27 protein-coding genes are annotated in these 26,697 nt (G+C 69.3%); 13 read left to right on the forward strand and 14 right to left on the reverse strand.

Annotated elements, in window-relative coordinates:
* Positions 1-281: 281 nt before the first annotated feature.
* From MFF22_RS23355 to moaB, 3 genes are all read left to right on the forward strand, one after another.
* On the forward strand, positions 282-1,448 hold the full coding sequence (locus tag MFF22_RS23355; RefSeq protein WP_238253081.1) for a type III PLP-dependent enzyme: 1,167 nt from the start codon (positions 282-284) through the stop codon (positions 1,446-1,448).
* Positions 1,449-1,594: 146 nt separating this feature from the next.
* Entirely contained in the window at positions 1,595-2,140 is a 546-nt protein-coding gene (locus MFF22_RS23360; RefSeq protein ID WP_238253082.1) for a GNAT family N-acetyltransferase, read from the forward strand.
* A 368-nt stretch (positions 2,141-2,508) separates the two neighbouring features.
* Positions 2,509-3,051, forward strand: coding sequence for a molybdenum cofactor biosynthesis protein B (gene moaB, locus MFF22_RS23365; RefSeq protein WP_238253083.1), 543 nt, complete (start codon positions 2,509-2,511; stop codon positions 3,049-3,051).
* 35 nt (positions 3,052-3,086) lie between these two features.
* On the opposite strand, the gene MFF22_RS23370 is transcribed toward moaB, so the two are convergent.
* Positions 3,087-4,538: an amino acid permease gene (locus MFF22_RS23370; protein ID WP_238253084.1), complete on the reverse strand. Its 1,452-nt coding sequence runs from the start codon at positions 4,536-4,538 to the stop codon at positions 3,087-3,089.
* 133 nt (positions 4,539-4,671) lie between these two features.
* Complete coding sequence (locus MFF22_RS23375; protein ID WP_238253085.1) at positions 4,672-5,187, reverse strand: hypothetical protein; 516 nt, start codon at positions 5,185-5,187, stop codon at positions 4,672-4,674.
* 145 nt (positions 5,188-5,332) lie between these two features.
* Here MFF22_RS23375 and MFF22_RS23380 point away from each other — a divergent pair, with 145 nt between their 5' ends.
* Positions 5,333-6,448 carry a PA0069 family radical SAM protein gene (locus tag MFF22_RS23380; protein WP_238253087.1) on the forward strand — a complete coding sequence of 372 codons (1,116 nt, stop codon included), beginning with the start codon at positions 5,333-5,335 and terminating at the stop codon, positions 6,446-6,448.
* Between the two features lie 54 nt (positions 6,449-6,502).
* On the opposite strand, the gene rnhB is transcribed toward MFF22_RS23380, so the two are convergent.
* The 3 genes from rnhB to MFF22_RS23395 form a co-directional block, all read right to left on the reverse strand.
* Positions 6,503-7,093, reverse strand: a complete 591-nt coding sequence (gene rnhB / locus MFF22_RS23385; RefSeq protein ID WP_238253089.1) for a ribonuclease HII — start codon at positions 7,091-7,093, stop codon at positions 6,503-6,505.
* 137 nt (positions 7,094-7,230) lie between these two features.
* A complete protein-coding gene (locus tag MFF22_RS23390) occupies positions 7,231-8,271 on the reverse strand; it encodes a glycosyltransferase family 4 protein (RefSeq protein ID WP_238253091.1) in 1,041 nt (346 codons plus the stop codon).
* Positions 8,268-9,089, reverse strand: a complete 822-nt coding sequence (locus MFF22_RS23395; protein ID WP_238253093.1) for a UDP-2,3-diacylglucosamine diphosphatase — start codon at positions 9,087-9,089, stop codon at positions 8,268-8,270. Before MFF22_RS23395 ends, MFF22_RS23390 begins: the two co-directional genes overlap by 4 nt.
* 503 nt (positions 9,090-9,592) lie before the next feature.
* Between MFF22_RS23395 and MFF22_RS23400 the strand changes: the two genes are divergently transcribed.
* From MFF22_RS23400 to fchA, 4 genes are all read left to right on the forward strand, one after another.
* Positions 9,593-10,807 (forward strand): aminotransferase class V-fold PLP-dependent enzyme, encoded by a 1,215-nt coding sequence (locus MFF22_RS23400; RefSeq protein WP_238253094.1) that lies wholly within the window; start codon positions 9,593-9,595, stop codon positions 10,805-10,807.
* Positions 10,808-11,043: 236 nt separating this feature from the next.
* Positions 11,044-11,988 carry a D-2-hydroxyacid dehydrogenase gene (locus MFF22_RS23405; protein WP_238253095.1) on the forward strand — a complete coding sequence of 315 codons (945 nt, stop codon included), beginning with the start codon at positions 11,044-11,046 and terminating at the stop codon, positions 11,986-11,988.
* A gap of 186 nt (positions 11,989-12,174) precedes the next feature.
* The gene (locus MFF22_RS23410; protein ID WP_238253096.1) at positions 12,175-13,035 is read left to right on the forward strand and encodes an NADP-dependent methylenetetrahydromethanopterin/methylenetetrahydrofolate dehydrogenase; all 861 of its coding nucleotides are present in this window, start codon (positions 12,175-12,177) and stop codon (positions 13,033-13,035) included.
* On the forward strand, positions 13,035-13,676 hold the full coding sequence (gene fchA / locus MFF22_RS23415; RefSeq protein ID WP_370877504.1) for a methenyltetrahydrofolate cyclohydrolase: 642 nt from the start codon (positions 13,035-13,037) through the stop codon (positions 13,674-13,676). The genes MFF22_RS23410 and fchA overlap by 1 nt, the downstream gene beginning before the upstream one ends.
* A gap of 168 nt (positions 13,677-13,844) precedes the next feature.
* Here the strand turns inward: fchA and MFF22_RS23420 are convergent, their stop codons facing one another.
* Positions 13,845-14,381, reverse strand: coding sequence for a gamma carbonic anhydrase family protein (locus MFF22_RS23420; RefSeq protein ID WP_370877491.1), 537 nt, complete (start codon positions 14,379-14,381; stop codon positions 13,845-13,847).
* Between the two features lie 25 nt (positions 14,382-14,406).
* Positions 14,407-15,186 (reverse strand): ABC transporter ATP-binding protein, encoded by a 780-nt coding sequence (locus MFF22_RS23425; RefSeq protein WP_238253098.1) that lies wholly within the window; start codon positions 15,184-15,186, stop codon positions 14,407-14,409.
* Positions 15,187-15,297: 111 nt separating this feature from the next.
* Here MFF22_RS23425 and MFF22_RS23430 point away from each other — a divergent pair, with 111 nt between their 5' ends.
* Together MFF22_RS23430 and MFF22_RS23435 are read left to right on the forward strand one after the other, a co-directional pair.
* A complete protein-coding gene (locus MFF22_RS23430) occupies positions 15,298-15,576 on the forward strand; it encodes a hypothetical protein (RefSeq protein WP_238253100.1) in 279 nt (92 codons plus the stop codon).
* Positions 15,577-15,752: 176 nt separating this feature from the next.
* On the forward strand, positions 15,753-15,935 hold the full coding sequence (locus MFF22_RS23435; RefSeq protein ID WP_238253101.1) for a hypothetical protein: 183 nt from the start codon (positions 15,753-15,755) through the stop codon (positions 15,933-15,935).
* A gap of 25 nt (positions 15,936-15,960) precedes the next feature.
* Here MFF22_RS23435 and MFF22_RS23440 read toward each other — a convergent pair whose 3' ends face one another.
* The 3 genes from MFF22_RS23440 to MFF22_RS23450 form a co-directional block, all read right to left on the reverse strand.
* Positions 15,961-16,746, reverse strand: a complete 786-nt coding sequence (locus tag MFF22_RS23440; RefSeq protein ID WP_238253103.1) for an ABC transporter permease — start codon at positions 16,744-16,746, stop codon at positions 15,961-15,963.
* A gap of 109 nt (positions 16,747-16,855) precedes the next feature.
* On the reverse strand, positions 16,856-17,002 hold the full coding sequence (locus MFF22_RS23445) for a hypothetical protein (protein WP_238253105.1): 147 nt from the start codon (positions 17,000-17,002) through the stop codon (positions 16,856-16,858).
* A 93-nt stretch (positions 17,003-17,095) separates the two neighbouring features.
* Positions 17,096-17,596 (reverse strand): META domain-containing protein, encoded by a 501-nt coding sequence (locus tag MFF22_RS23450; protein ID WP_238253106.1) that lies wholly within the window; start codon positions 17,594-17,596, stop codon positions 17,096-17,098.
* A 173-nt stretch (positions 17,597-17,769) separates the two neighbouring features.
* Here MFF22_RS23450 and MFF22_RS23455 point away from each other — a divergent pair, with 173 nt between their 5' ends.
* The 3 genes from MFF22_RS23455 to MFF22_RS23465 all read left to right on the forward strand — a co-directional run bounded on the left by MFF22_RS23455 (position 17,770) and on the right by MFF22_RS23465 (position 19,773).
* Positions 17,770-18,093: a helix-turn-helix domain-containing protein gene (locus tag MFF22_RS23455; protein WP_238253108.1), complete on the forward strand. Its 324-nt coding sequence runs from the start codon at positions 17,770-17,772 to the stop codon at positions 18,091-18,093.
* A 94-nt stretch (positions 18,094-18,187) separates the two neighbouring features.
* Positions 18,188-18,925, forward strand: a complete 738-nt coding sequence (locus MFF22_RS23460) for a PIG-L deacetylase family protein (RefSeq protein WP_238253110.1) — start codon at positions 18,188-18,190, stop codon at positions 18,923-18,925.
* The gene (locus tag MFF22_RS23465; protein ID WP_238253112.1) at positions 18,922-19,773 is read left to right on the forward strand and encodes a glycosyltransferase family 2 protein; all 852 of its coding nucleotides are present in this window, start codon (positions 18,922-18,924) and stop codon (positions 19,771-19,773) included. Before MFF22_RS23460 ends, MFF22_RS23465 begins: the two co-directional genes overlap by 4 nt.
* 528 nt (positions 19,774-20,301) lie before the next feature.
* On the opposite strand, the gene MFF22_RS23470 is transcribed toward MFF22_RS23465, so the two are convergent.
* The 4 genes from MFF22_RS23470 to MFF22_RS23485 all read right to left on the reverse strand — a co-directional run bounded on the left by MFF22_RS23470 (position 20,302) and on the right by MFF22_RS23485 (position 26,657).
* On the reverse strand, positions 20,302-21,270 hold the full coding sequence (locus MFF22_RS23470) for an HpcH/HpaI aldolase/citrate lyase family protein (protein ID WP_238253114.1): 969 nt from the start codon (positions 21,268-21,270) through the stop codon (positions 20,302-20,304).
* A 279-nt stretch (positions 21,271-21,549) separates the two neighbouring features.
* A complete protein-coding gene (locus MFF22_RS23475; protein WP_238253115.1) occupies positions 21,550-24,300 on the reverse strand; it encodes a phosphoenolpyruvate carboxylase in 2,751 nt (916 codons plus the stop codon).
* Positions 24,301-24,509: 209 nt separating this feature from the next.
* Positions 24,510-25,400 carry a succinate--CoA ligase subunit alpha gene (gene sucD / locus MFF22_RS23480; RefSeq protein ID WP_238253117.1) on the reverse strand — a complete coding sequence of 297 codons (891 nt, stop codon included), beginning with the start codon at positions 25,398-25,400 and terminating at the stop codon, positions 24,510-24,512.
* 21 nt (positions 25,401-25,421) lie between these two features.
* Positions 25,422-26,657: a malate--CoA ligase subunit beta gene (locus tag MFF22_RS23485; RefSeq protein WP_283206208.1), complete on the reverse strand. Its 1,236-nt coding sequence runs from the start codon at positions 26,655-26,657 to the stop codon at positions 25,422-25,424.
* Positions 26,658-26,697 lie beyond the last annotated feature (40 nt).

The raw sequence follows: 26,697 nt of genomic DNA on the forward strand, positions 1-26,697 counted from the left end.
CGCAGCTTAAAGCAACGACGAACGGGCTTTTTTGGTCTCGCCGACCCTCCAAAGGTCGGCACCGAAGAGGCTTGTTTCTCTTTGCCCGGCGTGCGGTGGGGATTCTCCCTTCCAATCCACGGCAGCTTCCGGGTGCTCTGCGCCCGCCGGACTGGTGCGTCTCCACAGCACACCGAGTCCGCGCGACGCATCGCCCCCTGACGCCGGCGGCCTGCGAAGCCGCCTGATTTCGATCACGCGCCCCGTGCGAGGGCGCTCTCGAGCCGTGGTGGGAGCCAACCATGACCGACCGGATCCGCGACTTCCTGCGCGTGCGCCGCGACCTCGGCCGCGACGAGGGCCCTGTGATGGTCCTCGACCTTGATGTCGTGCGCGACAACTACACCGCCTTCGCCCGCTCACTGCCGGATACCCGTGTGTTCTACGCCGTGAAGGCGAACCCGGCCCCGGAAGTGCTGCGTCTGCTCGCCGAGATGGGCTCCTGCTTCGACACGGCCTCGGTCGCCGAGATCGAGATGGTGCTCGCCGCCGGCGCCACGCCTGAGCGAATCTCCTTCGGCAACACCATCAAGAAGGAGCGTTGCATCGGCCGCGCCCTGGCCCACGGCATCCGCCTGTTCGCGGTGGATTGCGAGGCCGAGGTGGAGAAGATCGCCCGGGCCGCCACGGCGGCGGGCCTGGAGGTCGGCGCGGTGCAGGTGTTCTGCCGCATCCTCTGCGACGGCGCCGGGGCCGACTGGCCGCTCTCGCGCAAGTTCGGCTGCGTGCCGGAAATGGCGACCGACGTGCTGGAGCATGCTCACCGCCAGGGCCTGTCCGCCTATGGCGTGTCCTTCCACGTCGGCTCGCAGCAGGGCAACACCGAGGCGTGGGACGGGGCGCTGGCCTCGGCCGCCACGATCTTCCGCGAGTGCGCCGAGCGGGGCATCTTCCTGTCGATGGTCAACCTCGGCGGCGGCTTCCCGACCCAGTACCTGAAGGCGGTGCCCGGGGTGGAGAGCTACGGCGACGCGATCTTCCGGGCGCTGACCAAGCATTTCGGCAACCGGATCCCCGAGACGATCATCGAGCCGGGCCGTGGCATGGTCGGCAATGCCGGGATGATCGAGGCCGAGGTGGTGCTGGTCTCGAAGAAGTCCGCGGATGAGGACGAGGTGCGCTGGGTCTACCTGGACATCGGCAAGTTCGGCGGGCTCGCCGAGACGATGGACGAGGCGATCCGCTACCCGATCCGCACCCGCCACGACGGCGAGCGAACCGAGCCCTGCGTGATCGCCGGCCCGACCTGCGATTCGGTGGACGTGCTCTACGAGCGGCAGCACTACCCGCTGCCGGTCTCGCTCTCGATCGGTGACAAGGTGTTGATCGAGGGAACGGGCGCCTACACCACGACTTATGCCGCGGTCGCCTTCAACGGCTTCCCGCCCCTGCAGCAGATCGTGATCTGAGGGGAGTCCAGAGGGCGTTACGCCCTCTGGTGGGGTCCGGGGGTGAAGCCCCTGGGCTTGGCAGGGCTCTGCCCTGCACCCGCAAAAGGACCCGTCCTTTTGAAACCCTGTTCTGTCACCTGGGACGACCCTGGGAGGGCACGTCTGTGATCGAGATCCGCTCGGAATTCCCCCAAGACGTCCCGGCGCGCGAGCGCCTGCTCGACGCGTGCTTTCCCGGCAACCGCCGGGCCAAAACCTCCGAGCGCCTGCGCGAGGGGCGTCTGCCTGCCCGCGGTCTCGCCTTCGCCGCGACCCGCCGGGGCCGGCTCGTCGGCACCTTGCGCCTGTGGCACGTCGAGGCCGGCGAGGGGTGCCCGGCGCTTCTCCTGGGCCCGCTCGCCGTCGATCCGTCGATCCAGGGTCAGGGGCTCGGCTCCGTCATGATGCAGGCCGCCATCGGCCGGGCCGAGGCGCTCGGCCACGGGGCGATCCTGCTGATGGGGGATGCGCCGTACTACGCCCGCTTCGGCTTCCGCGAGGATCCGGCCGCCGGCCTCGCCATGCCCGGCCCGTTCGAGCGCGACCGGTTCCTCGGGCTGGAACTGCGGGAGGGCGCCCTGATGGGGGCGGAGGGTATTCTGCGGCCGACGGGCCTGCCGGAGCCGCTGCCGGCCGCCGTCGGTGTCGGCGGACGACGACGCGCTGCGTGAGGTCTAGGGCCGGGGGATCGGTGCGGCATCCGCCTTCGACCGGTCCTACCCACCCCCCTCATCCTGAGATACCGCCGCGAAGGAGCCCTCCAGACGGCACTGCGATCCCTGGGGCCCTCCTTCGAGGCAGCTTCGCCGCACCTCAGGATGAGGCCTTCGAGGCCCGCTTTCGCGGGCACCTCAGGATGAGGCGGGAGGGTGGGATCATCCCACTTCTCCGACGTCATTGCGAACGAGAGTGAAGCAATCCAGGGCAGCGGGACGCCTGGGAATGGGGCGGTTCCCTGGATTGCTTCGTTGCGCTCGCAATGACGGAGAAGGCCGTCAGCCCCATATCCCCTGGCACCACCGGGAGACCCCTTCGTACAATGGCCGACGACCCGACTGCCCGCCGCTTCATTCCCCTGGGGATCGCGGTGCTCACCGTTTCCGACACCCGCCGCCTGGAGGACGACCGCTCCGGCGACACCCTGGCCGGGCGCCTGACCGAGGCCGGGCACCGCCTCGCCGCCCGGGCCATCGTCCCCGACGACGTGGGGCGGATCCGCGCCCAGGTGGAGGCGTGGCTCGGCGATCCGGCGGTGGACGTGGTGCTCACCACCGGAGGCACGGGCTTCACCGGCCGGGACGTGACGCCGGAGGCGTTAGAACCCCTGTTCGAGAAGCGGATGGACGGCTTCTCGGCGGTGTTCCATCGCATCTCCTACGACAAGATCGGCACCTCGACCCTGCAGTCCCGGGCCACCGCCGGGGTGGCGAAGGCGACCTACATCTTCGTGCTGCCGGGCTCCCCCGGGGCGTGCAAGGACGCCTGGGACGGGATCCTCGCCCAGCAGCTCGACTACCGGCACCGGCCCTGCAACTTCGTGGAGATCATGCCCCGGCTGGACGAGCATCTGCGGCGGGGGTGATCGCGACCGCCTGCCATCATTGAGAGGCGGGGCGGTTACGCGGTCGTCCCGTTGCGCTTGCGCAGCACCGAATGCCGCCGGCTGTAGAAGACATAGATCACGAGGCCGATCGCCATCCAGATCACCAGCCGCAGCCATGTGTCGAGGGGCAGCCCCGCCATCAGCAGCAGGCAGAACAATATGCCGAGGATCGGCACAAGGGGCACGGCCGGCGCCCGGAACGGGCGCTTCATCCCCTTCTCGGAGCGGCGGAGGTGGATGACCGCCCCGCAGACGAGGCAGAAGGCGGCGAGCGTGCCGATGCTCACCATCTCGCCGAGGATGTTGATCGGCACCAGGGCTGCGACCAGGGCGACGCAGGTGCCGATCAGCGCCTGGCTGCGATAGGGCGTCCGGTAGGTTGGGTGGACGTGGGAGAACAGCCGCGGCAGCAGGCCGTCCGAGGCCATGGTGTAGAAGATCCGGCTCTGGCCGTAGAGCAGCACCAGGATCACCGTGGTGAGCCCGGTGAGGGCACCGAGCTTGATGAGCGCCCCGAACCAGCCGATCCCGATGGCGTCGACGCCCTTCGCGATCGGGTCGGGGACGTTCAAATCCTTGAACGGGACGAGCCCGGTGAGCACCGCGGCCACCAGCACGTAGAGGACCGTGCAGACCGCCAGCGAGCCGAGGATGCCGATGGGCATGTCCTTCTGCGGGCGCTTGGCCTCCTGCGCCGCCGTCGAGACCGCATCGAACCCGATGAAGGCGAAGAACACCACGCCGGCCCCCCGTAGGATCCCGCTATAGCCGTAATGGCCGAACGTCCCGTCGTTCGGCGGGATCAGCGGGGACCAGTTCGCGCTGTTGGTGTAGCGCCAGCCCAGCCCGATGAAGGACAGCACGACGGCGAGCTTGATCACCACCATCACGTTGTTGAACCGTGCGGATTCCTTCGTTCCCCGCATCAGCATCAGGGTCAGGGCCGCCACGATCAGTACGGCCGGCAGGTTGAACAGGGCGGTGCCCCCGCCCTCGATCGCCGTCCCCGGCGCGTGGGCGAACTGGGCGGGGATGACGATGCCGACATCCTTCAGGATGCTCGTGACATAGCCGGACCAGCCCACCGCCACGGTGGCCGCTCCCATCGCGTACTCGAGGATCAGGTCCCAGCCGATCAGCCACGCGAAGAATTCGCCGAGCGTCGCATAGGTGTAGGTGTAGCTCGACCCCGCCACCGGGATCAGCGCCGCCAACTCCGAGTAGCACAGGCCGACGAAGGCGCAGGCGATACCGCCGAGCACGAAGGAGAGCATGATTCCCGGCCCGGCATATTGCGCCGCGGCGGTCCCGGTCAGCACGAAGATGCCCGCGCCGATGATGGCGCCGATCCCCATGGCCATGATCGAGAGCGGCCCGAGGGACTTGGACAGGCTTTGGGCTTCCGCTTCCCCGCCCGCCACGATGTCGTCGACGGACTTGCGCGCCATCAGGCCGGTGGATTCCATCACTATCGTCCCATGGTCCGAGCGGGCAAGGCAGCATGTCCTTGCCGGCAAATGAGCATCGTTCCGATCACCGCGCCAGGGTGACCGACTTGAATTGAATGGAAAACAGTTTTCGGGTTTCGGCCGGTGTCGCCTACGAGCGGTCGATCCGTCCATTCAGGGCGCGGATCCGCAGACGCCGGCCTGCGCTCGCCCCGGCCACGAGGTCCTCCCGCCGGACCACATCCCCGGCTCTCACAGTGCGAGCGCCGATCACACCCTCGACCGCTGCCAACAGGCGCGTCCGCAGGGGCGCCGGTCGGGTCAGGCGGCCGATCCCGACGTCCGGCCGCGCCATCCCGACGAACCGGTCCAGGGTGCGGATCCACCCTTCCGCCGGCACGTCGCCGGCCTCCAGGCACAGGATCCAGTCCCGCCGGGCGACGGCCGCCCCCGCCGCATAGGGATTGCCCCCGGCGATCACGACCAGGACGGCGCCGGTAGCCTCGGCCACGGCCGCCACGGCGGCGACCTCCCGGGGGACCACGATGATGGCGTCGCCCACGAGCCCGCCCGCGACGCCGGAGACCAGCACGCTGAGGGTGTCGGCCAGCCGGTCGATCGCGTCCGGATCAGCCGGATCGGCCAAGGAGGTCACGGCGGAGAGCATGCGCGCGCATACCTCATTTTGCGCCGCCGTCCACAGTGCTCCCGCGCAAGGAAGGCCAACCCGTTCGGTTTGCCCGCATTTTCGGCAGACCAGAGGTTATGTTCGTGATATGTTCCAAGCATTGTAAGTGGGGAGGCCGGGGCGCGTGGGGGAGGGCGATCCAGGGCCGGCGGCGCGACTCGCGGACCGGCGCCTCGCGGGAAGCACGGGGCGACCCGAGGGACGCCGCGGTCGCGGCGCCACGGCCAACCCCGCCGGGCGCTACGAGGCCGCCGAGCGGGAAGCGTTCGACGATGGTTGGGAGTCGGACGCCCCGGCCCCTCTCCGAACGGAGGTCCGGCCTGAACGCACGGCATCGGTGATCACGCGCAACACCTCCCCGGACATCCCGTTCGACCGGTCCCTCAACCCGTATCGCGGCTGCGAGCATGGCTGCATCTACTGCTATGCCCGGCCGACCCATGCCTATCTCGGCCTCTCGCCGGGGCTCGATTTCGAATCGCGCCTATTCACCAAGCCCGACGCCGCGCGGCTCCTGGCGCGGGAATTGGGCGCCCGGGGCTACAGGCCGGAAACGATCGCGCTGGGCACCGCCACCGATCCCTACCAGCCCATCGAACGGGAGCATCGCCTGACCCGCGCGGTGCTGGAGGTGTTGGCCGAGGCCCGCCACCCGGTGGGCCTCACCACCAAGTCCGATCTGGTCCTGCGCGACCTCGACCTGCTTGCGGGAATGGCGGAACGGAACCTTATTCTCGTCGCCATCTCCCTCCCGACCCTCGATCCGCGCCTGTCCCGGCGCCTCGACCCCCGGGCGCCCCGACCGGACCGGCGGCTCGCGGCGATGCGGACCCTGTCGGACGCGGGGGTGCCGGTGATGGTCAACGTCTCGCCGATCATCCCGGGCCTCACCGATCACGAGATTGAAGGCCTGCTGGAGGCCGCCCGCGCGCACGGGGCCAGCCGGATCGGCCACGCCCTCCTGCGCCTGCCGGGGGAGGTGAAGGACCTCGTGGCCGACTGGTTCGCGGAGCATTACCCTGAGCGTCGGGAGCGGGCCCTGGCGCTCCTGCGGCAGGCCCGCGGCGGCCAGGAGAACGATTCGCGCTTCACCCACCGTTTCCGGGGCGAGGGCCCCTATGCTGAAATGATCGGCCAGCGGGTCCGCCTCGCCGGACGAAGGCTCGGCTACGAGTTCGGCCGCATGGCCCTCAACACGGAGGATTTCCGGCCGCCGGGGGCGCAGCTCGATCTGTTCTGAATCCCCTCCTCGCCGTCGCAAGCGCGACGATGGGGGATGAACGGGGGCGGGGCGCTACCCGAAGGACTTGGTGAAGCTCACCCGATGGTGGGGGCTGCGGCCCAGGGTGGCGAGGCCGGCGCGGTGGAGTTCCGTGCCGTAGCCGACGTTGCGCTCCCAGCCGTAGCCGGGATGCCGTCTCGCCAGCCGGCGCATGTAGGCATCCCGAAGCACCTTCGCGACGATGGAGGCGGCGGCGATCTGCGGCACCTGCCGCTCGCCCCCGATCACGGCCCGGCCCGGTAGGCCGGGCAGGGCATCCCGCCCGTCGACATAGACCGGGGCGGCAATGCCAAGCTTCGCCACGGCCCGCCCCATGGCGTCGAGGGTGGCGGCGCGGATGTTGATCCGGTCGATCAGCGCCGGCGAGCCGGCGGCGAGGGCGACCCGGCCATGGGCCCGAATCAGCGGGGCCAGCCGGTCGCGGACCGATTCGGGGAGCTTCTTGCTGTCGTCCAGGGCGCCGAGCAAGCTGCCCGGTATGGCCGCCGGGTCGAACCACACGGCGGCGACCATCACAGGGCCGCTCAGGGCCCCCCGGCCGACCTCGTCGCAGCCGATGACGGCAGGGTAGCTGGCGGCGCGGGCGGGATCGAAGGGCGGCATCGCGCCCCTCTGGCATCTCCGGCGGCTCCCGTCACCGCCCCTGCTCAACCTCCCGCCGGCATCGCTTCGCGGCGCTCGCCACGATGGCGGGGTTCGGGCCGGCTTCCCGCTATGCCTGCAAGGACGATGCGGGGGCCTCAGGCCGCCTTGGGCTTCGCCTGTCCCCGGGCGAGGAGGATGTTGCCGAAGAACTGGCGGGCGCTCTCGTCCCAGCCCCGGCGCAGGGCCTCGGACCGGCAGGCGGCGCGGGAGAGGGAGAGGGCGCCGAGCGCCGCCTCGCGTAGATCGGGGTCGAGGACCCCCACGCCGCTGCCGCCGATCACGTCCAGGGGGCCGGGGACCGGCAGGGCCGCGACGGGAAGTCCGCAGGCCAGGGCTTCGAGAAGCACGATGCCGAACGTGTCCGTCATGCTTGGGAACACGAAGGCATCGCAGGCAGCATAGATCGCCGCGAGGTCGCTGCCGGTGCGGGTGCCGAGGAAGCGGGCCTCCGGCGCCAGGGATTGCAGCCGTCCCCGGTCCGGCCCATCGCCGACAACCACCTTCGTGCCGGGCAGGTCGAGGGCGAGGAAGGCGGCAACGTTCTTCTCGATGGCCAGGCGGCCGACGAACAGGAAGAACGGCCGGGGCAACCCGGCGAGGTCGGCGGGCTCCGGCGTGCCCGGGTCCGCGGGCCGGAACAGGTCGGTGTCGACGCCCCGGGTCCAGCGCATGATCCGCCCGAAGCCCCGCGCCTCCAGCTCGCCCTGCAGGCTCGCGGTGCTGACCATCGTGCCGTGGGCGGCCCCGTGGAAGCGGCGCAGATACGCGTAGGACCACGCCTCCGGCACGGGCATGCGGGCGGCGAGGTATTCGGGAAAGCGGGTATGGTAGCTCGTGGTGAAGGGCAGCCTCTGCGCGAGGCAGCGGCGCCGGACGGCGAAGCCCACCGGGCCCTCGGTAGCGATGTGCACATGCGTCGGCGCGAACTCGTCCCAGCGGGCCGACAGCCGCTTCGGCACGGGGCAGGCGAGGCGGATCTCCGGATAGCCCGGCAGGGGCATGGACGGGAATTCCGACGGGCTCAGCACGGAGGCCCGGAAGCCGTGGGCGGGCGCGCGCCGTACCATCTGCTCCAGGGAGCGCACCACGCCGTTGACCTGCGGGTGCCAAGCGTCGCTCGCGATCAGCAGCCTCAAGCGACGGCTCTCCGTCCCGGCGGGAGCGCCTGCTGCGGGGCGGCCTGCGCTTCCTTCGCCCGGAGCAGGGACGGATAGTGCAGCACCTCGATCCGGCCGTCGTAATGCTCGACGATGCCGGTGCAGGATTCCACCCAATCGCCGGTGTTGAGATAGCGCAGGTCACCGATCGACCGGTCGGCCGCATGGTGGATATGGCCGCAGATCACGCCCTGGGCGCCCCGGCGCTTCGCCTCCTCGGCCAGGATCTCCTCGAACTTGCCGATGAAGCTGACGGCGTTCTTCACCTTCAGCTTCGCCCAGGCGGAGAGCGACCAGTAGGACAGGCCGAGCCGGCGGCGGAAGCGGTTGAGGATCGTGTTCAGCCACAGGGCCAGGGTGTAGGCCCCATCCCCGAGATGGGCGAGCCAGCGCTGGTGGCGCATCACCATGTCGAACTGGTCGCCGTGGATCACGAGGTAGCGCCGCCCGTCCGCCGCCTCGTGGATCGCGGTGTCGGCCAGCTCGATGCCGCCGAAGGTCGTGCCCACGAAGTCCCGCAGGAACTCGTCGTGGTTGCCCGGCAGGTAGACGATGTGGGTGCCCTTGCGGACCTTGCGCAGGAGCTTCTGCACCACGTCGTTGTGGGCCTGCGGCCAGTACCAGCCCGATTTCAGCTGCCAGCCGTCGACGATGTCGCCCACGAGGTAGATGGTGTCCGCATCGTAGTCCCTCAGGAAGCCGAGCAGCATCCCCGCCTGGCACCCCCTGGTGCCGAGGTGCAGATCGGACAGGAACAGGGTGCGGACGCGGATCGGCCTGTCGTCGTCTTCTGCCACGGCGTTCTCCCGGCGAAGTTCGCCGGGATCCAGAGCGCGATCCCATCTCATTTTGATGACGCTGCCGGCGGACGGCAGTGTCAGAGGTGTGGTGGAGCCCCCGCCTCAACCTTTGCGGCGGGACGCTGCACTGCACTGCAAATTTTTTTGCCCCTTCTCCGAAGATTTTCCGGTTTTGCTTTCGAGCAACGCCATCCCATAATACATTCGATCCGACGGCCCCGGCCGGGCCGCCGGTGGGGCGAGCGCGGAAGGGAAGGCGGCGCGCGATCCGGCGCCGCGAGGATAGGACGGCACATCGGAGGCGACCGGCGCGGGGACGCGCGCCGCGACGCGAGCGGCCCGAGCCGCCTGCCGCTCCGCAGCGCCCAGGGTCCAGGGCAGTCCCCCGGTCGCCGACGGCGGACGGGTGTCTCCCGCCAATTCCCCGATGCTCCGCCCCGACACGCGACAGATCCCGTGCCGGGCCCAACCCCGTGCGCGATACATTCGGAGGAGACATCATGGCCGCATCCCGGCGTCCCGGTCGCAACCACCTGTTCATCCCCGGTCCGACGACCATCCCGGACCGGGTGATCCGGGCCATGTCCGTCCAGTCCGAGGATCATCGCTCGCCGAGCTTCCCCGAACTCGCCAAGCCCCTGTTCCAGGACGCCAAGATGGTGTTCGGCTCCACCGAGGGCACGGTGATCCTGTTCCCGTCCTCGGGCACCGGCATCTGGGAATCGGCGCTGACCAACACCCTGTGCCGCGGCGACAAGGTGGTCGTGGCCCGCTTCGGCCAGTTCAGCCACCTCTGGACCGACATGGCCATGCGGCTCGGCCTCGACGTGATCGTCCAGGACGAGGAGTGGGGCACCGGCGCCGATCCGCAGAAGATCGAGGAAGCCCTCAGGGCCGACAAGGACCACGCCATCAAGGCGGTGATGATCGTCCACAACGAGACCGCCACCGGCGTGACGAGCGACATCGGCGCCGTCCGCAAGGCGATGGACGCCGCCGGCCACCCGGCGCTGCTGTTCGTGGACGGCATCTCCTCCATCGGCTCCCTGCCGTTCAAGATGGACGAGTGGAAGGTCGATTGCGCGGTGGCGGGCTCGCAGAAGGGCTTCATGCTGCCGGCCGGCCTCGGCCTGATCTGCGTCAGCCAGAAGGCCCTTAAGGTGGCCGAGGGCGGCCAGGGCGGCGGCAGCAACGACCGGCTCGGCCATGTGTACTTCGCCTGGGCCGACCAGCTGAATGCCAACAAGGGCGGCTACTTCCCCTACACCCCGGCCCTGCCGCTCCTCTACGGCCTGCGCGAGGCGCTCGCCGTCATGAAGGAGGAGGGGATGGAGAACATCTACCACCGCCACGCGGTGCTGGGTGAGGCCACCCGCCAGGCGGTGGCGGCCTGGGGCCTCAAGCCCTGCGCCAAGGAGCCGAAGTGGAACTCCGACACCGTCACGGCCATCGTCGTGCCGGAGGGCGTCGATGCGGCCAAGATCATCAGCCACGCCTACGACCGGTACAACCTCTCCCTCGGGGCGGGCCTGTCGAAAGTCGCGGGCAAGGTGTTCCGCATCGGCCACCTCGGCGACCTGAACGAGCTGTCCCTGCTGGGTGCCATCGCCGGCGCCGAGATGGCGATGCTCGATTGCGGGATGAAGCTCACCCCCGGCTCGGGCGTGGCCGCGGCGTCGAGCTACCTGCGCGAGAACCCGCTCCATAAGGCGTGAGTCGCGACCGGCGGGGGGCCACGGCCCTCCGCACCTTGCGAGTTGCCGCCGCGGTGGTGTGAACCTCGCGCACCACCGTCTTTGCGAGCGGAGCGAAGCAATCCAGGGATGCGCCACCTTCGGAGGCGTTCCGCAGCCCTGGGTCGCTTCGCTTCGCTCGCGACGACGGAATGGATAAGAACAAACCGCGGAGCGTAGCCGAGAAGGCGCGCCGCCGGAGAGGGAGCCGACGACCCATGGCGAAACGAATCGTATTCCTCGATCGGGAATCGCTCGATGCCAAGCTGAAGCCGTTCAGCTTCGCGCACGACTACGCCGAGTACGACTCGACCTGGACGCCGGAGGATACGGTCCAGCGCCTCAAGGGCGCGGAGATCGCTCTCATCAACAAGGTGCCGATGCGCGCCGAGGTGCTGAAGCAGCTCCCCGACCTCAAGCTCATCGCGGTCGCCGCGACCGGCACGGACGTGGTCGACAAGGCCCAGGCGAAGGCCCAAGGCATCACCGTCGTCAACATCCGCAACTATGCGTTCAATACCGTGCCGGAGCATGTGGTCGGCCTGATGTTCGCCCTCCGGCGGGCCATCGTGCCCTACGCGAATTCGGTGAAGCGGGGCGATTGGGCGAAGTCCTCGCAGTTCTGCTACTTCGACTACCCGATCTACGACATCGCCGGCTCGACGCTCGGCATCGTCGGCTACGGGGCGCTCGGCAAGTCCATCGCCAAGCGGGCCGAGGCCCTCGGCATGAAGGTGCTGGCCTACGACACCTTCCCTCAGGACGGCCTGTCCGACTTCGAGACGGTGCTCACCCAGTCCGACGTCATCACCCTGCACGTCCCGCTCACGCCGGAGACGAAGGGTCTGATCGGCGCCGCCGAACTCAAGCGCATGAAGAAGAACGCCATCCTCATCAACACCGCCCGGGGCGGCCTCGTGGACGAGGCGGCCCTGTTGGAGGCCCTCAAGGACGGCACCATCGCGGGCGCCGGCTTCGACGTGGTGGCCCAGGAGCCCCCGCGGGATGGCAACATCCTCTGCGAGGCCGACCTTCCGAACCTCATCGTCACCCCGCACGTCGCCTGGGCGAGCAAGGAGGCGATGCAGATCCTCGCCGACCAGCTCGTCGATAACGTGGAGGCGTTCGTCGCCGGCAAGCCGCAGAACGTGGTGGAAGGTTAGGGGGCGCCCGCCCGCCGTCAGCGCATCCCCATCCGTCATCGCGAACGCAGTGAAGCGATCCAGGGATGCGGGACGCCTCAGGACGAGGCGCCGCCCTGGATTGCTTCGCTCCGCTCGCAAAGACGGGGAGCGGATAAGTTCATCGACCCGACACAGCCTTGATTTGATAGCAGGATCCGCACACTCATGAAAAAGCTGCTGTTCCAGTTCGACACCGATGCCGCCCCGAGCGTCTTCGACGTGGTGGTGGGCTACGATGGCGGGGCCGACCACATCACCGGCTACGGCAACGTCACGCCGGACAATGTCGGCGCCTATGTCGACGGGACGATCTACACCCGCGGCGGTTCGGAGAAGAAGTCGACGGCGATCTTCGTCGGCGGCGGCTCCATGGCCGAGGGCGAGGCCGTGTTCGAGGCGGTGAAGAAGCGCTTCTTCGGCCCGTTCCGCGTCTCCTGCATGCTCGATTCCAACGGCTCCAACACCACCGCCGCCGCAGGCGTCGCCCTGGTGGCCAAGGCCGCCGGCTCCCTGCAGGGCAAGACCGCCGTGGTGCTCGCCGGCACCGGGCCGGTTGGCATGCGCTCGGCCGCGCTCCTGGCGGGCGAGGGCGCGCAGGTCACCATCGCCGGCCGCAGCCTCGACAAGACCCAGGCCGCCGCGGACGCCATCAACAAGCGCTTCAACGTCAACGTCCAGGCCGCCGCGACGCCGGACGAGGCGTCTCGCATCGCGCTGGCCAAGGGCAAGAACCTGATCTTCTCGGCCGGCGCCATCGGCGTCGAGCTGCTGCCGGAAGGGGCCTGGGCCGAGGATTCGGCGGTGGAGTTCCTGGCCGATTACAACGCCCAGCCCCCGACGGGCATCGGCGGCCTCGACGCCATGGACAAGGGCAAGGAGCGCCACGGCAAGTCGGCCTTCGGCGCGCTCGGTATCGGCGGCCTGAAGCTCAAGCTGCACCGGGCCTGCATCGGCAAGCTCTTCGAGAGCACCGACACGATGTTCGACGCCGAGGAGATCTACGCCCTCGCCAAGGAGATGGCATGATGGGCGACAAGACCCGGCCCGAGTCCGACTCGATCGAGACGTTCCTGACGGAACTCGCCAGCGCTGCGCCGACCCCCGGCGGCGGCGGCGCGGCGGCCATCTCCGGCGCCATGGGCGCGGCGCTGGTGTCGATGGTCTGCAACCTGACCATCGGCAAGAAGAAGTATGTCGAGGTGGAGGCTGAGCTGAAGGACGTGCTGGCCCGCTCCGAGGGCCTGCGCGCCGGCCTCACCGGCATGATCGCCCAGGACGTCGCCGCCTTCGATGCGGTGATGGGGGCCTACGGCCTGCCCAAGGGCACCGAGGAGGAAAAGGAGGCCCGCGCCAAGGCGATCCAGGCAGCCCTCAAGGAGGCGACCGACGTGCCGCTCTCCTGCTGCCGGGCCTGCCGGGCGGTGATCGACCTCGCGGCGATCACGGCGGAGAAGGGCAACCTCAACGTCGTGTCGGATGCGGGCGTGGCGGTGCTGTCGGCCTATGCCGGGCTCCGCAGCGCGGCGCTCAACGTCTACGTCAACGCCAAGGGCATCGAGGACCGGGACTTCGCCCAGGAGCGCCTCGACGAACTGGAAGACATCCTCGCGCAAGCTGGGCCGCTGACCGAGAAGGTCTACGAGGTGGTCAAGGGCAAGGTGAACTGAGCGGACCTCTCCGCTCGGTCCCCCTCCCATCCCTCCACCTCATCCTGAGGTGCCCGCCGTGGCGGGCCTCGAAGGAGGGCTCCAGGGAGCGCAGCGCGTTCTGGAGCCCTCCTTCGAGGCTGCTTCGCAGCACCTCAGGATGAGGGAGCGGATGGAGCGGTGGGACGACTACTCCCCGTCCACCCGCCGCAATCCCTTGGCGTACCGTCGGCCGTTCTCGACGTAGCGCCGCGCGGACTCGCGCAGGCCTTCGATCGCCGCCTCGTCGAGGATCCGGATCGCCTTGGCCGGGGCGCCGACGATCAGGCTGTGATCGGGAAATTCCTTCCCCTCGGTGACCAGGGCGTTGGCGCCGACGAGGCTGCCCTTCCCGATCTTCGCCCCGTTGAGGATCGTCGCGCCCATGCCGATGAGCGTGCCGTCGCCGATGGTGCAGCCGTGGACGATGGCCCCGTGGCCGATGGTGACGTCCTCGCCCAGGGTCAGGGGGAAGCCCGGATCGACGTGCATCACCACGCCCTCCTGCACGTTGCTGCGGTCGCCGATGCGGATCGGCTCGTTGTCGCTGCGCAGGGAGGCCCCGAACCAGATGCTGACATCGACTCCGAGATGCACCTGCCCGATCACCTGCGCATCGGGGGCGATCCAGGTGCGGTCCGGGTCGGCGAGCTGCGGGACATGCATGTCGAGGGCGTAGAGGGGCACGGCGTCTCTCCGGATGCGGTGGCGGCTACCACCAGTTGGCATTGATCGGCGCGGCATCAGCCCGGGCCGGCGCCGGCTTCAGGGAGCGGTCCAGGGCCCCGAGGATCCCACGCACCGCCGCCTCGCTCTGGGCCGAGGCCGGATCCCGGGGGCGGGGCAGGCCGATCCGGAGGGTCTCGTCCAGCCGGCCGGGACGGGGGCGCATCACCACCGCCCGGTCGGCGAGCGCCACCGCCTCGCCGACATCGTGGGTGACCAGAACCACCGTCGGCCGGTGTTCCGCCCACAGGGCGAGGAGGTGGCCGTGGAGATCCTTGCGGGTGAAGGCGTCGAGCGCCGAGAACGGCTCGTCCAGAAGCAGCACCCGCGGCTCGGCCACGAAAGCCCGGGCGATGGAAACCCGCTGCTGCTGGCCTCCCGAGAGGTCCCGGGGCCACCGCCCGGCGTGGTCGGCGAGCCCGACCCGCTCCAGGGCGTGCATCACGCGCGTCCGACGCTCACCCCGCGACAGGGCGGACAGGCCGAAGCCGACATTGGCGGCGACGTCGAGCCACGGCAGCAGGCGCGGCTCCTGGAAGACGAGACCGACGCCGGGATGGGGGCCGGTGATCGCCTCGCCGTCGAGGGAGATCGCCCCCGCGCTTGGCCGGTCGAGGCCGGCGATCAGGCGCAACAGGGTGGTTTTCCCGCAGCCCGAACCGCCGACCAGGGCGAGGATCTCCCCGGCCGGTACCGCGAGGGCGATGTCCGTCAACGCCTGCGTGCCGTCGGCATAGGTCTTGGACAGGTCGCTGATGGCGAGCACGCCGCGCTCCGATCTCGGGGGGGCATCGAAGGCCATGCCTTCCCTGTCGCGGGAATGGCACAGGTCTCTCTGCCCTGCCAATGGTAAGTCACGGCCGCACGGAGATGCGCGATGACCCGATTCACCCTCGCCGCCAGCCTCGCGGTTCTTCTCGTGACCCCGGCGGTCCAGGCCGCCGATCTGGGGGCGCCGTTGCCGCTGGGCCGGTTCCGGGCGACCTGCGAGGATCTCGGCAAGCTGTGCTTCGCTGACGCCTGCGGCTTGGACCAGATCGATGCCGCCCAGGGCTGCCGGGCCCAGTGCCCGAGCGCGGTGGTGATGTCGGTGGTGCCCGAGAGATGTCCGCTGCCATCCCGGCCCGGCGAAGTGGTCCTGCGCCGCCGCGGATGATCTCTTCTCGATCAACACTCGTGATGATCCAAGAAGCATGATCGAATAGGTATCTTCTCTGAGAAATATTCGATTTGCCGTGCAACGAACTCAGGCGCGTCGCATTGGACTGATTGAAATTCCATCCGCTTCAGAGGGCCGGCGCCCGCCCCGCCGAGGGATCCGGACCAGTTCCAATGCTCCAGAGCAATCTCTATCCGCCCCTCGACGGGCCGAATGCCGATCCGATCCTGTACGGTGTCGCCGCGGGTCTCGCCGAGCTATTCCCGCTGATCGATCCGCCCCAGCAGATCGCCTCGTCCCACCGGGACATGGAGGGAGGCCGCGACAGGTCGGACGAGACGGCGGGCCAAGAGTAGACCGCCGCCGGGTCCGGCCTGCGAATTACAGGGTTTCGCGGGCGGTATCCTGCCAGCGCACCAGGGGGGTGGTCAGCGCCACGAGGAGCGCGTCGGCCAGCTTGCCCACCACGGCGAAAGCGATGATCGCGGCCATGATCTGGTCGGGCTTGCCGAATTGCTGCCCGTCTACGAGCAGGTAGCCGAGGCCCTCCGAGGCGCCCATCAGCTCTGCCGCCACCACGAACAGGAAGCCGAGCCCCAGCCCCGTGCGCAAGGCCGTTAGCGTCGCCGGCAGCACGGCGGGGAGCAGGATGCGGCGGACCTGGGCGGCCTTCGACAGCCGGAATACCCGTCCGACCTCCACGAGCTTCCGGTCGACGGAGGCAATGGCCCCCGCGACGCCCACATAGACCGGGAAGAACACGCCGACGGCGATCAACAATACCTTCGGCGTCTCCAGGATGCCGAACCACAGGATGAAAAGCGGTACCCAGGCCAGAGACGGAACGGCCCGGAGGGCCTGCAGGCTCGGGTCCACGAGCCACCGCAGCCGCGGCAGGGTGGCGACGAGGGCACCGGCGAGGATGCCTGCCAGGGCACCGAAGGCGAAGCCGAGGCCGACGCGGACGAGTGTCGCCTCCACATGCATGGCGAGGTCGCCCGAGCGGGCCAGCGCCCACAGGGTTCCGATGATTCGGCTCGGCGGCGGCAGCAGGCGGCCGGAAAGTAGCCCCGTGTCGACACCGATCTCCCAGGCCAGGGCGAGGACGACCGGCGGCAGGAGCCCGAGCCACAGGCGGGTGCCACGCCGCGGCGCGGCCGACTTCATGGGCGAATCGGGGATTGGGGTCACCGCAGGTCAGGCCGCCACGACGGCGGGCAAGGGAAGCGCCCCAAGGGCGGCCCCGATTCGTCGGCCGTATCGGCGGCGGAAGGCGTCAGGCCGCGAGGCGCAACAGGAGGAGCAGGGTCGCCGCCACGGGGGAGGCGGCGGCGATCCATAGGGCGAGGGGATGGAATCCGGTCGGCCCGGCGGCCACGCGCCCGGACAGATCCGCCCGTCCCGAACCCAAACCGACCGACATGCACCGTCTCCCTGTCGCCGGGGGAGATGATACCCGAAGCTCTGAAAGGCGCCTGAACTTCGGTGGCCTTTCGCGAGCGTCGTGAACAGATTCTTACAGGGCCCGGTCGAACCGGAGTTCGCCGTTCGGGCTCTTCAACACGAGCTGCGAGCCGACGATGTCCCAGGCGGCCGCCGTCCGCAGGGCGATGAAGAAGGCCTGCTCCGTGGCGGTCAACGCCTTGTCGCAGGACTTCTTGGTCAGGGCCAGGGGCCCGACGGCAAGGTGCTGTTCCTTCAACGGGAAGGCCGTAGCCGCGAAGGTGTTGCAGCCGCCATAGCCGCGGGCGCGGTATTGCTTGTCGAGGATGAAGCTCGGGCGGTCCGCGCCGCCGAAAGGTTTGCCGTTCAGGCTCACCGCCGTCCACGTGGAGTCGAGGGGGAAGTTCTTCTCCTGCGCCTTGTTGCCCGGCACGTACTGGGGCGGCTTCTTGTCCTCGCCGCCCGGCCGGCGATAGCCCTTGCCGTAGCCTACCTGAGCCTGCGCCTGGCTCGTCGCGACCACGCTTACGGCCGTCGCGGTGAAGGCCAGCGCGGCGATCAGCACCGCTCTCATCGTTCTGCCCCTTTTATCGCGCGTTCGCGCTTGTCGTCGTCCCCGCACCGGTGGTGCGGGCTCGCGATGCGCTCGATGGCGCGGAATTTCAGCACAATTATGATCATGAATGACGTCGGCGGAAACGTTGCCGGGCCGACGCCGTTGTGGACCACTGGCATGGGAGACACGGTGTGACGGGATCAGACGAAGGCGGCCAGAGCGGTGCGGTGCCTCCGGCGATGAGTCCGGCCCAGTCGCGGGCGGCGCGGGGGCTGCTGGGCTGGTCCGAGGCGGACCTCGCCGGCAAGGCGGGATGCGACCCGTCCCTGGTGCAGAATTTTGAGGCCGGCTACGGCGATTCGCCCTCCGGCCAGATCGAGGCCCTGCGCGGCGTCCTCACGGCGGCGGGCATCGTCTTCACCGAATCACCGACGCCGGGGGTGAGCCTGGGCGAGGCGCGGGGCGTCGATGAGGGCACCCGCCTCGGCAACCTCACGACGGAGAACGACCGGTAGGGCGCGCCCGCGAGCCTGATCGGAGGCAGCGGTACTCAGGCCGCGTTCAGCCGGGCTGCCCGATGGTCCGCCGGAGTCCGGAGACCCGTTCCCCATGCGCGCCGACGCCTTCCTTGCCGCCGCCGACAGCCTGCCCTTGGCCGATCTCGACGCGCTGGTCGGGCCTGGCGGCCTCGTGGTGGTGGCGCCCCATCCCGATGACGAGAGCCTCGGCTGCGGCGGCCTCATCGCCGCCGCCCGGGCCGGGGGGCGGGACGTGCGGCTCGTGGTGGTGAGCGATGGCTGCGGCTCGCATACCCACTCTGCCCTGTATCCGCCGGACAAGCTCCGCCTCCTCCGGGAGGAGGAAACCCGGCGTGCCGTAGCCGTGCTGGGCATGGATCCCGACCGGGCGAGCTTCCTGCGCCTGCCGGATGCGCACGTCCCCAGCGAGGGGCCGCAGGCGGAGGCCGCCGCCGCCGCCATCGCGGAGGTCGCTTCGGCCTGCGCGGCGGGGGCCGTGTTCGTGACGTGGCGGCACGATCCCCATTGCGACCACAAGGCCGCTGCTGCCATCGTCGCCCTGGCCCGGCGGCAGAGACCCGGTGTGCGGATCTACGAATACCCTGTCTGGGGCTGGACGCTGCCGCCGGAGACGGAGGTCGGCCCGGCGCCGGAGGGCCTGCGCCTCGACGTGTCGGCCTTCCAAGCCATCAAGGCGAAGGCCGTGGCCGCCCACGAATCGCAGGTGAGCGACCTGATCCACGACGACCCGACCGGCTTCCGCCTCGAGCCGGCGATGATCGAACGCCTCTGCGGCCCGTACGAGCGGTTCGTGGCCGTCGCGGAATGAGCGTCGCGGTCGTCACCCTTAACAAGGGCCGCGGGACGCACCTTGCCCGGCTCCTCGAAGGTTTGGCGCGGGGGCGGGCCCCAGACCGCTGCATCGTCGTGGAGATGGGCGGGGATGACGGCCCTCTGCCCGCTCTGCCCTTCCCGGTGGAGCGCGTCCCCTTCGCCAGCGCCGGCCTGCCGCTGGCGGCCTCCCGCAACGCCGGCCGCCGGGCGGCAGGGGATGCCGAAACCCTGATCTACCTCGACGTGGACTGCATCCCCTCGGCGGACCTCGTGGCGGGCCTGTCGGCGGCAGTCGCCGAGCATGACGGGCTGATCTGCTGTGCCGTGCGCTACCTGCCGGCCGGGGCCGTCCGCGACGGCTGGCGGGAGGCCGACCTCGTGCGGGCGGGGCAACTCCACCCGGTGCGTCACTTCCCCGAAGCGGGAATCGTCCCCTCGCCGCAGCCCGGCCTGTTCTGGTCCCTGGCCTTCGCCGTGCGGGCCGCGACCTTCGACCGGCTCGGCGGCTTCGACGAGAGCTTTTCCGGCTACGGCGCGGAGGATACCGACCTCGCCTTCCGGGCGGAGGCGCTGGGCGTGCCGACCCTGTTCCTCGGCGGTCCGCTGGCCTTCCACCAGCACCATGCGAGCTACGACCCGCCGCTCCAGCATTTTCGCGATATCGTCGCCAACGCGCAGCGGTTCCACGACCGCCACGGAATCTGGCCGATGGACGGATGGCTCGACGGGTTCGCCCGGCTCGGGCTGATCGCGGAGGGTTGGCGCGGGGGGATCACCCTGCTGCGCGACCCCACGCCGGAGGAGATCGCCGCCGCCCGGTTGCCGGACGACCGGCCGTTCTAGGCGACCCTCGTCATTGCGAGCATAGCGAAGCAATCCAGGGACGCGCTTCATCCTCCAACGGCCCGCTGCCCTGGATTGCTTCGCTACGCTCGCAATGACGGAGGTGCTTGAGCCCCGCTTTCGTCAGGCCCTCGGGATGAGCGAGAGCGTACGAGCAGCGGCGATAGGCAAGTTTCGCAACATTTGCCCATGTGAAGCGAAGGATCAGCGTTGGGGAACGCCGGTTCTTGGCTGAGCGGGCAATTTCACTTATCGTCGGGAGCGGAACCGGTGGTGGTTACACCGGCTCCTGGCGATCACCCGTTAGGGTTTAGCCACTTCAGGAAGATTGGGTGAGCGGCGAGGCGGAGGTGTACACTCCACTCGCCGTTTCCCTTCCTGACGATCGTCAGAACGATGACCATTCGTTCGACTCCCGGCCGCAACCGGCCGCGTGCGGCCCGTCACGGACGGGCTGGTGAGGCCCGTGACAATTTCCCTATCAGGATGGATTTAAGAGGCGCAACATAGGCCGCGCCTCCTATCCTGTCACCGCATCGCGTCGGCCTTCTCGATCAGCGCCTCGGCCATGCGGATCGAGGCGATGTCGATGAGGCGGCCATCGAGGGAGACGGCGCCGCGCCCGGCCTTGGCGGCGTCCTGCATGGCTTCGAGGATGCGGCGGGCCTTGGTCACCTCGGCCTCGGAAGGGGTGAACACCTCGTTGGCGAGCTCAATCTGGCTGGGGTGGATCGCCCATTTGCCCTCGAAGCCGAGCGCCGCGCAGCGCTTGGCCGCCGAGCGATAGCCGTCCGGATCGGAGAAGTCGCCGAACGGGCCGTCGATCGGGCGCAGGCCGTAGGCGCGGCAGGCCACCAGCATCCGGTTCTGGGCGAACAGCCACGGGTCCTGCCAATGGGTCTGGCGGGCGCCGGACTCGTCCTTGTCGGTGAGCACCGAGAAGTCGGGGTTCACGCCGCCGATCACCGTGGACCGGGCGCGGGTCGAGGCGGCGTAGTCGGCCACGCCGAAGGACATCGCTTCCAGGCGTTTGGAGGACTGGGCGATGGCCTCGACATTGGCCATGCCGAGCGCGGTCTCGATCAGCACCTCGAAGCCGATCTTCTTCTCGCGCTTCTTGGCCTGTTCGATCTGGGTGGTGAGCACGTCGATGGCGTAGACGTCGGCCGGTACGCCGACCTTGGGGATCAGGATCATGTCGAGGCGCGGACACGCCTCCACGATGTCCACCACGTCCCGGTACATGTAGTGGGTGTCGAGACCGTTGATGCGGATCATCATGGTCTTGTTGCCCCAATCCAGGTCGTTCAGCGCCTGGATGATGTTGGTGCGGGCCTTCTCCTTGTCGTCGGGGGCGACGGCGTCTTCCAGATCGAGGAAGATCACGTCGGCGGCCGAGGTCGCGGATTTCTCCATGAAGGTCGGGTTGGAGCCGGGAACGGCGAGTTCGGAACGGTGCAGGCGCGCCTTGGCCTGTTGGATCAGGGTGAAGCTCATTCTTGTGTTCCTCCTTGGTGGGGTCTCGTCCCGCGCGGGTGGGGTGGGGCGCGCCGGGGGGTCAACTGGTGTTGCGTTCCTCGCGGAACAGACGGGAAGATCGGTTCCACCCCCCGTCGCCCATTTTTTCGTCCCACACTCTTCCTCATCCTGAGGTGCCCGCCTTGGCGGGCCTCGAAGGAGGGCTCCAGGGATCGCGGCGCTGTCTGGAGCCCTCCTTCGAGGCGGCTACGCCGCACCTCAGGATGAGGGGGATGGATGGGATGACGCCTGGGCTGCTCACCCCGTCGCCCCGAAGCCGACGGCGATGCAGTTGATCGACAGGAGCAGGGCGGATTTCACCGCCTCCTTCCGATCCTCGTCGGTCTCGCTGCGGTAGCGGGCGAGGAGTTCGACCTGCTCGCGGGACACCTGATTGATCGTCGGCAGCCGGCCCTTCAGCCGGTCGCGGAACAGGGGGAAGCGCTCGGCCAGTTCCGACCCGCCGCTCACCCGCAGCACCATCTCGCGGGTCAGGGCGTATTCGGCCTCGATGGTGGAGAAGATCCGCTCGCGGATGCCCTTGTCGGGCACGAGGCCGGCATAGGCGCGGGCGATGTCGAGATCGACCATCAGCAGGGTCTTCTCCACCTCGTCCAGCACGAGCCGCAGCACCCGCGAGTCGGCGAACAGGCGCCTCAGGGTCGCCTCGCCCTCCCGGCCGCGGACATCCATGAAGGTCGCCAGCCCCGAGCCCACACCGTACCAGCCGGTGACGACGTGCCGGTTCTGCGACCACGCGAACACCCAGGGGATCGCCCGGAGGTCCGAGAGGGAGCGGGCGCCGAAGCGCCGGGCCGGCCGGGAGCCGATGTTGAGCAGCGCGATCTCGTCGAGTGGGCTCGCGGCCTGGAAATAGTCCACGAGGCCGTCCGTGTTGAGCAGGTTGACGTAGGCCGCCCGCGAGGCGCCGGCCAGGGCTTCGAGGGCGTCGTCATGGCCCGGCCCCGTCCCGCCGTTCTCCCCCGCGAGGGCGTGCTCGAAGACCGAGGCCGCGAGGAGCTCCATCTGGTAGGCGGCGGTGCCGCGGTTGGCGTACTTGAACGAGACGACTTCGCCCTGCTCGGTGATGCGGAAGCGCCCGCGGATCGAGCCCGGCGGCTGGGCGGCGATGCCCCGGTGGGTCGGCACGCCGCCCCGGCTCACCGAGCCGCCCCGGCCATGGAAGAAGGCGATCGGCACCCCGAGTTCCTGCCCGAGGCGGGTCAGCTTGCTCTGCGCCTTGTAGAGTTCCCAGTTCGCCGCGACGAAGCCGCCGTCCTTGTTGGAGTCGGAATAGCCGATCATCACCTCCTGCACCCCGCCCTGCCAGCGGGTGGAGCGGCGGACCACCGGCACGGCGAGCAATTCGCGCATGATCGTGGGGGCCGCCCGCAGGTCGTCGATGGTCTCGAACAGGGGGACGATGGGCAGGGGGCAGATCTCGGTTCCCGCCGCGTCGAGGAACACGCCCGCCTCCTTGGCGAGCAGGTAGGCGCCGAGGATGTCGGGCACGGAGCGGGTCATCGACAGGACGAAGGCGCCGAACGCCTCACGGTCGAGGTTCTCGCGCATCTCGGCGACGAGGGCGAAGGTGGCCAGCGTCTCGCGGGCGGCGTCGGGCAGGTCCTCGAAGGAGCGTTCGGGATTGCGCGGTCGGGCGAGGCTCACATCGAGCCACGACCGCCAGGCAGGGGAGTCGAGGGCCGGGGGCTCACCCTCGCCGTTCTCCTGCCGCCACAGGGCGCGGAGCGTGTCGGTGGTGCGGGTGGTGTTCTCCCGCAGGTCGAGGCGCACCGTGGAGAAGCGGAAGATCTCGACCATCCGCCGGACCGGGCGCACGAGGTCCCGGGCCAGGGCGCCGCACTTGGCGTCGTCGAGGCCCCGCTCAAGGACGCGCAGGTCCTCGATCAGCCCGTCCGCGCTCGGGTAATCCGGCCCCGAGGGATGGCGGCCCTCGTTGCGGGCGATGGTCGCCTCGATCTTGCGCAGGACGCAGCTGAGGTACTGGCGATAGGCCTCGCCGGGATTGCGCCGCTCAATGGCCCGTGCCTGCCCGCTTTCGGCGAGCTGGCGGATCAGGGCCTCGCGGAAGGCCGGCGGCACGGGCAGGGCCCGCTCGGTGAGCGAGAGGGTGCGGCCCAGTTCGCGCACGCCCTCCCGGTAGCGGGAGAGGGATGCGAGGGCGTTGCGCTGGAGGGTGGTGCGGGTCACCGCCGCGGTGACGAAGGGGTTGCCGTCCCGGTCTCCGCCGATCCACGAGCCGAACTGGAAGAACGGCGGCACGGTGAAGGTCGCCTCGGGATAGGTGTCGGTGAGCGCCTCCTCCAGGGATTCGAGGGTCTCCGGCAACATCGCGAACAGCGACTCGTCGAAGAAGTGAAGCCCCCAGGCGACCTCCCGCTCGACGGTGGGCTTTTCCAGATGCAGTTCGCCGGTCATCCAGACCAGCTCGATCTGATCGCGCAACTCGTTCATCAGGCCGTTGCGCTCGCGGTCCGTCCAGCGCGGCATCTCGAGCTCGCGCAGAACGAGGTAGATCCGCCGGAACTTCTCCAGCACCGTCACCCGCTTGCCCTCGGTCGGGTGGGCGGTGAGCGTCGGCCGGATGCGCAGGTCGTTCAACAGGGCCTGGATCCGCGCCGGCGCGATGCCCCGAGCGCGGGCGTCCGAGAAGACCTTGGCGAAGGATCCGTTCAGGGCGGCCCGCCCCTCCGTCCGCTCCGTGTGCCGCCGACGGCGCATGGCGGCGTTCTGCTCGGCGATGGAGATCAGCTGGAACCAGATCCCCTGCACCTGCAGCGCCCGGGCCAGCATCTCCGGCGAGAAGCGGGAGATGTCGGCGGTGCCGTGCAGCACAGCCTCCAGTTCGGGGTCGTGCCGCCGGGCGACGTCGAGCAGGGCCTGGAACAGGATGTCCAGGGCACCCTCGGACGAGGTGCCGGTGATGACCGGCGGCGCGAAGCCCGTCACCGCGGCGGAGGCAGGGGTGGCGTGGAGCGTGGTGGGCATTGGGAAGCCCTCTTTTCTGTTGTTCGTCTCGAAGGTCGCGGCGACGCCTGCGCCCTCTCTCACAGTGTGCTTCGTCTTTGCGAGCGGAGCGAAGCAATCCAGGGAAGCGCCACGGTCGGAGAAGTCCCGCTGCCCTGGATTGCTTCGCTGTCGCTCACAATGACGATGAGGTTTTCGATGGCGGCCAGAGCCGCCACGTCTCCTTGCGGCTACGCCACCCGCGCCAGCACGTCGGCGACGGTCTGGCCGAAGGAGCCGGGATCGGGCGCCACGGTGAGGCCGTAGCTCTTCATGATCTCGGCCTTCTCGGCGGCGCTGTCGCCGGTGGCGGAGATGATCGCGCCGGCATGGCCCATGCGCCGGCCCTTCGGGGCGGTGAGGCCTGCCACGAAGCCGATCACCGGCTTCGACATGTTGTCGCGGATCCAGGCCGAGGCCTCGGCCTCCTGCGGGCCGCCGATCTCGCCGATCATCAGCACCGCGTCGGTGTCCGGGTCCATCTCGAACAGGGCGAGGTGGTCGAGGAAGGACGAGCCGTTGATCGGGTCGCCGCCGATGCCGACCGAGGTCGAGATGCCGAGCCCCAGTTCCTTCAGCTGCGAGGCGGCCTCATAGCCGAGCGTCCCCGAGCGGGAGATCACGCCGACATTGCCCTTCAGGTAGATGTGGCCGGGCATGATGCCGAGCATCGACTTGCCGGGCGAGATGATGCCCGCGCAGTTCGGGCCCACCACCATCGTCCGCTTCTCCTTAGGATAGCGGTAGAGGTAGCGCTTCACCCGCATCATGTCCTGGGCGGGGATGCCGTCGGTGATCGAGCAGACGAGGCGCAGGCCCGCATCGGCCGCCTCCATGATCGCGTCCGCGGCGAAGGGCGGGGCCACGAAGGTGATCGAGGTGGTGGCGCCCGTTGCCTCCACCGCCTCCTTGACGGTGTTGAACACCGGCAGGCCGAGATGGGTGCGCCCGCCCTTGCCTGGCGTGACGCCGCCGACCACGTTCGAGCCGTAATCGAGCATCTCCTTGGCGTGGAAGGTGCCCTTGTCGCCCGTGATGCCCTGGACGATGATCGGGGTGGTCTCGTCGATGAGGATGCTCATGGCCTGATCTCCCCCTTGGGCTCAGCGATTGTTCTTGGCATTGTTCTTGGCGGCGTCGCAGGCATCGACCGCCTTGCGCGCAGCGTCCGTCAGCGTGTCGGCGGTGATGAGGTCGAGGCCGCTCTCGGCCAGGATCTTCTTGCCCGCCTCCACATTCGTGCCCGCGAGCCGGACCACCAGGGGCACGTCGATTTTCACCTCCCGGGCGGCCTTGATCACGCCCTCGGCGACCCAGTCGCAGCGGTTGATGCCGGCGAAGATGTTGACCAGGATCGCCTTCACGTTGCGGTCCGACAGGACCAGCCGGAACGCCGTGGCCACGCGCTCCGGCGAGGCGCCGCCGCCCACGTCGAGGAAGTTCGCCGGCTCGCCGCCGGCATGCTTGATCATGTCCATGGTCGCCATGGCGAGGCCGGCGCCGTTCACGATGCAGCCGATCTCGCCCTCGAGGCCAATGTAGCTGAGGTTGTGCTCTGCCGCCTGCGCCTCGCGGGGGTCGCCCTGCGAGGGGTCGTGCATGTCGGCGATGGATGGGCGCCGGAACAGGGCGTTGTCGTCGAAGGACATCTTGGCGTCCAGCGCCAGCACCCGGTCGTCCTTGGTGACGACGAGCGGGTTGATCTCCAGCATGGTGCCGTCGCAGTCGCGGAACGCCCGGTAGGCGTTCATGATCGTCTTCACCGCCGCGGCGACCTGCTTGATGTTGAGGCCGAGCTTGAACGCGATCTCCCGGGCCTGGAACTGCTGCAGGCCGACGGCGGGCTCCACCACCACCTGGATCAGCGCCTCCGGCTCCTTGGCGGCGATCTCCTCAATCTCCATGCCGCCCCGCTGGCTGGCGATGACGCGGACGCGCTCCGCCTTCCGGTCGAGGACGAAGCCAAGGTACAATTCACGCTCGAAGGGGTCGGCGGTCTCGACGTAGACGCGCTGGACGGGCTTGCCCTCGGGGCCCGTCTGATGCGTGACGAGGCGCTTGCCGAGGAGCTCCTTGGCCGCATCGCGGACCTCGTTGTAGGTCCGGCAGAGCTTGATGCCGCCGGCCTTGCCCCGGGCGCCGGCATGGATCTGCGCCTTCACCGCCCAGAACGAGCCGCCGAGTTCGGTGGCCGCGTAGACCGCTTGGTCCTGGCTGAAGGCGATGGCACCCTTGGGGACGGCGACGCCGAAGCTCGCAAGCAGCTCCTTGGCTTGGTATTCGTGGACGTCCATCCGGCGCCTCCTCCGTGTCTCGGTTCGACCCGTTTCGGCGGTTATTTTACTTGTGCCGTGCGATTCCGCCCGTCAAATTTTTTGA

The organism is Methylobacterium persicinum (assembly GCF_022179525.1).
Classification (GTDB): Bacteria; Pseudomonadota; Alphaproteobacteria; order Rhizobiales; family Beijerinckiaceae; genus Methylobacterium; species Methylobacterium persicinum.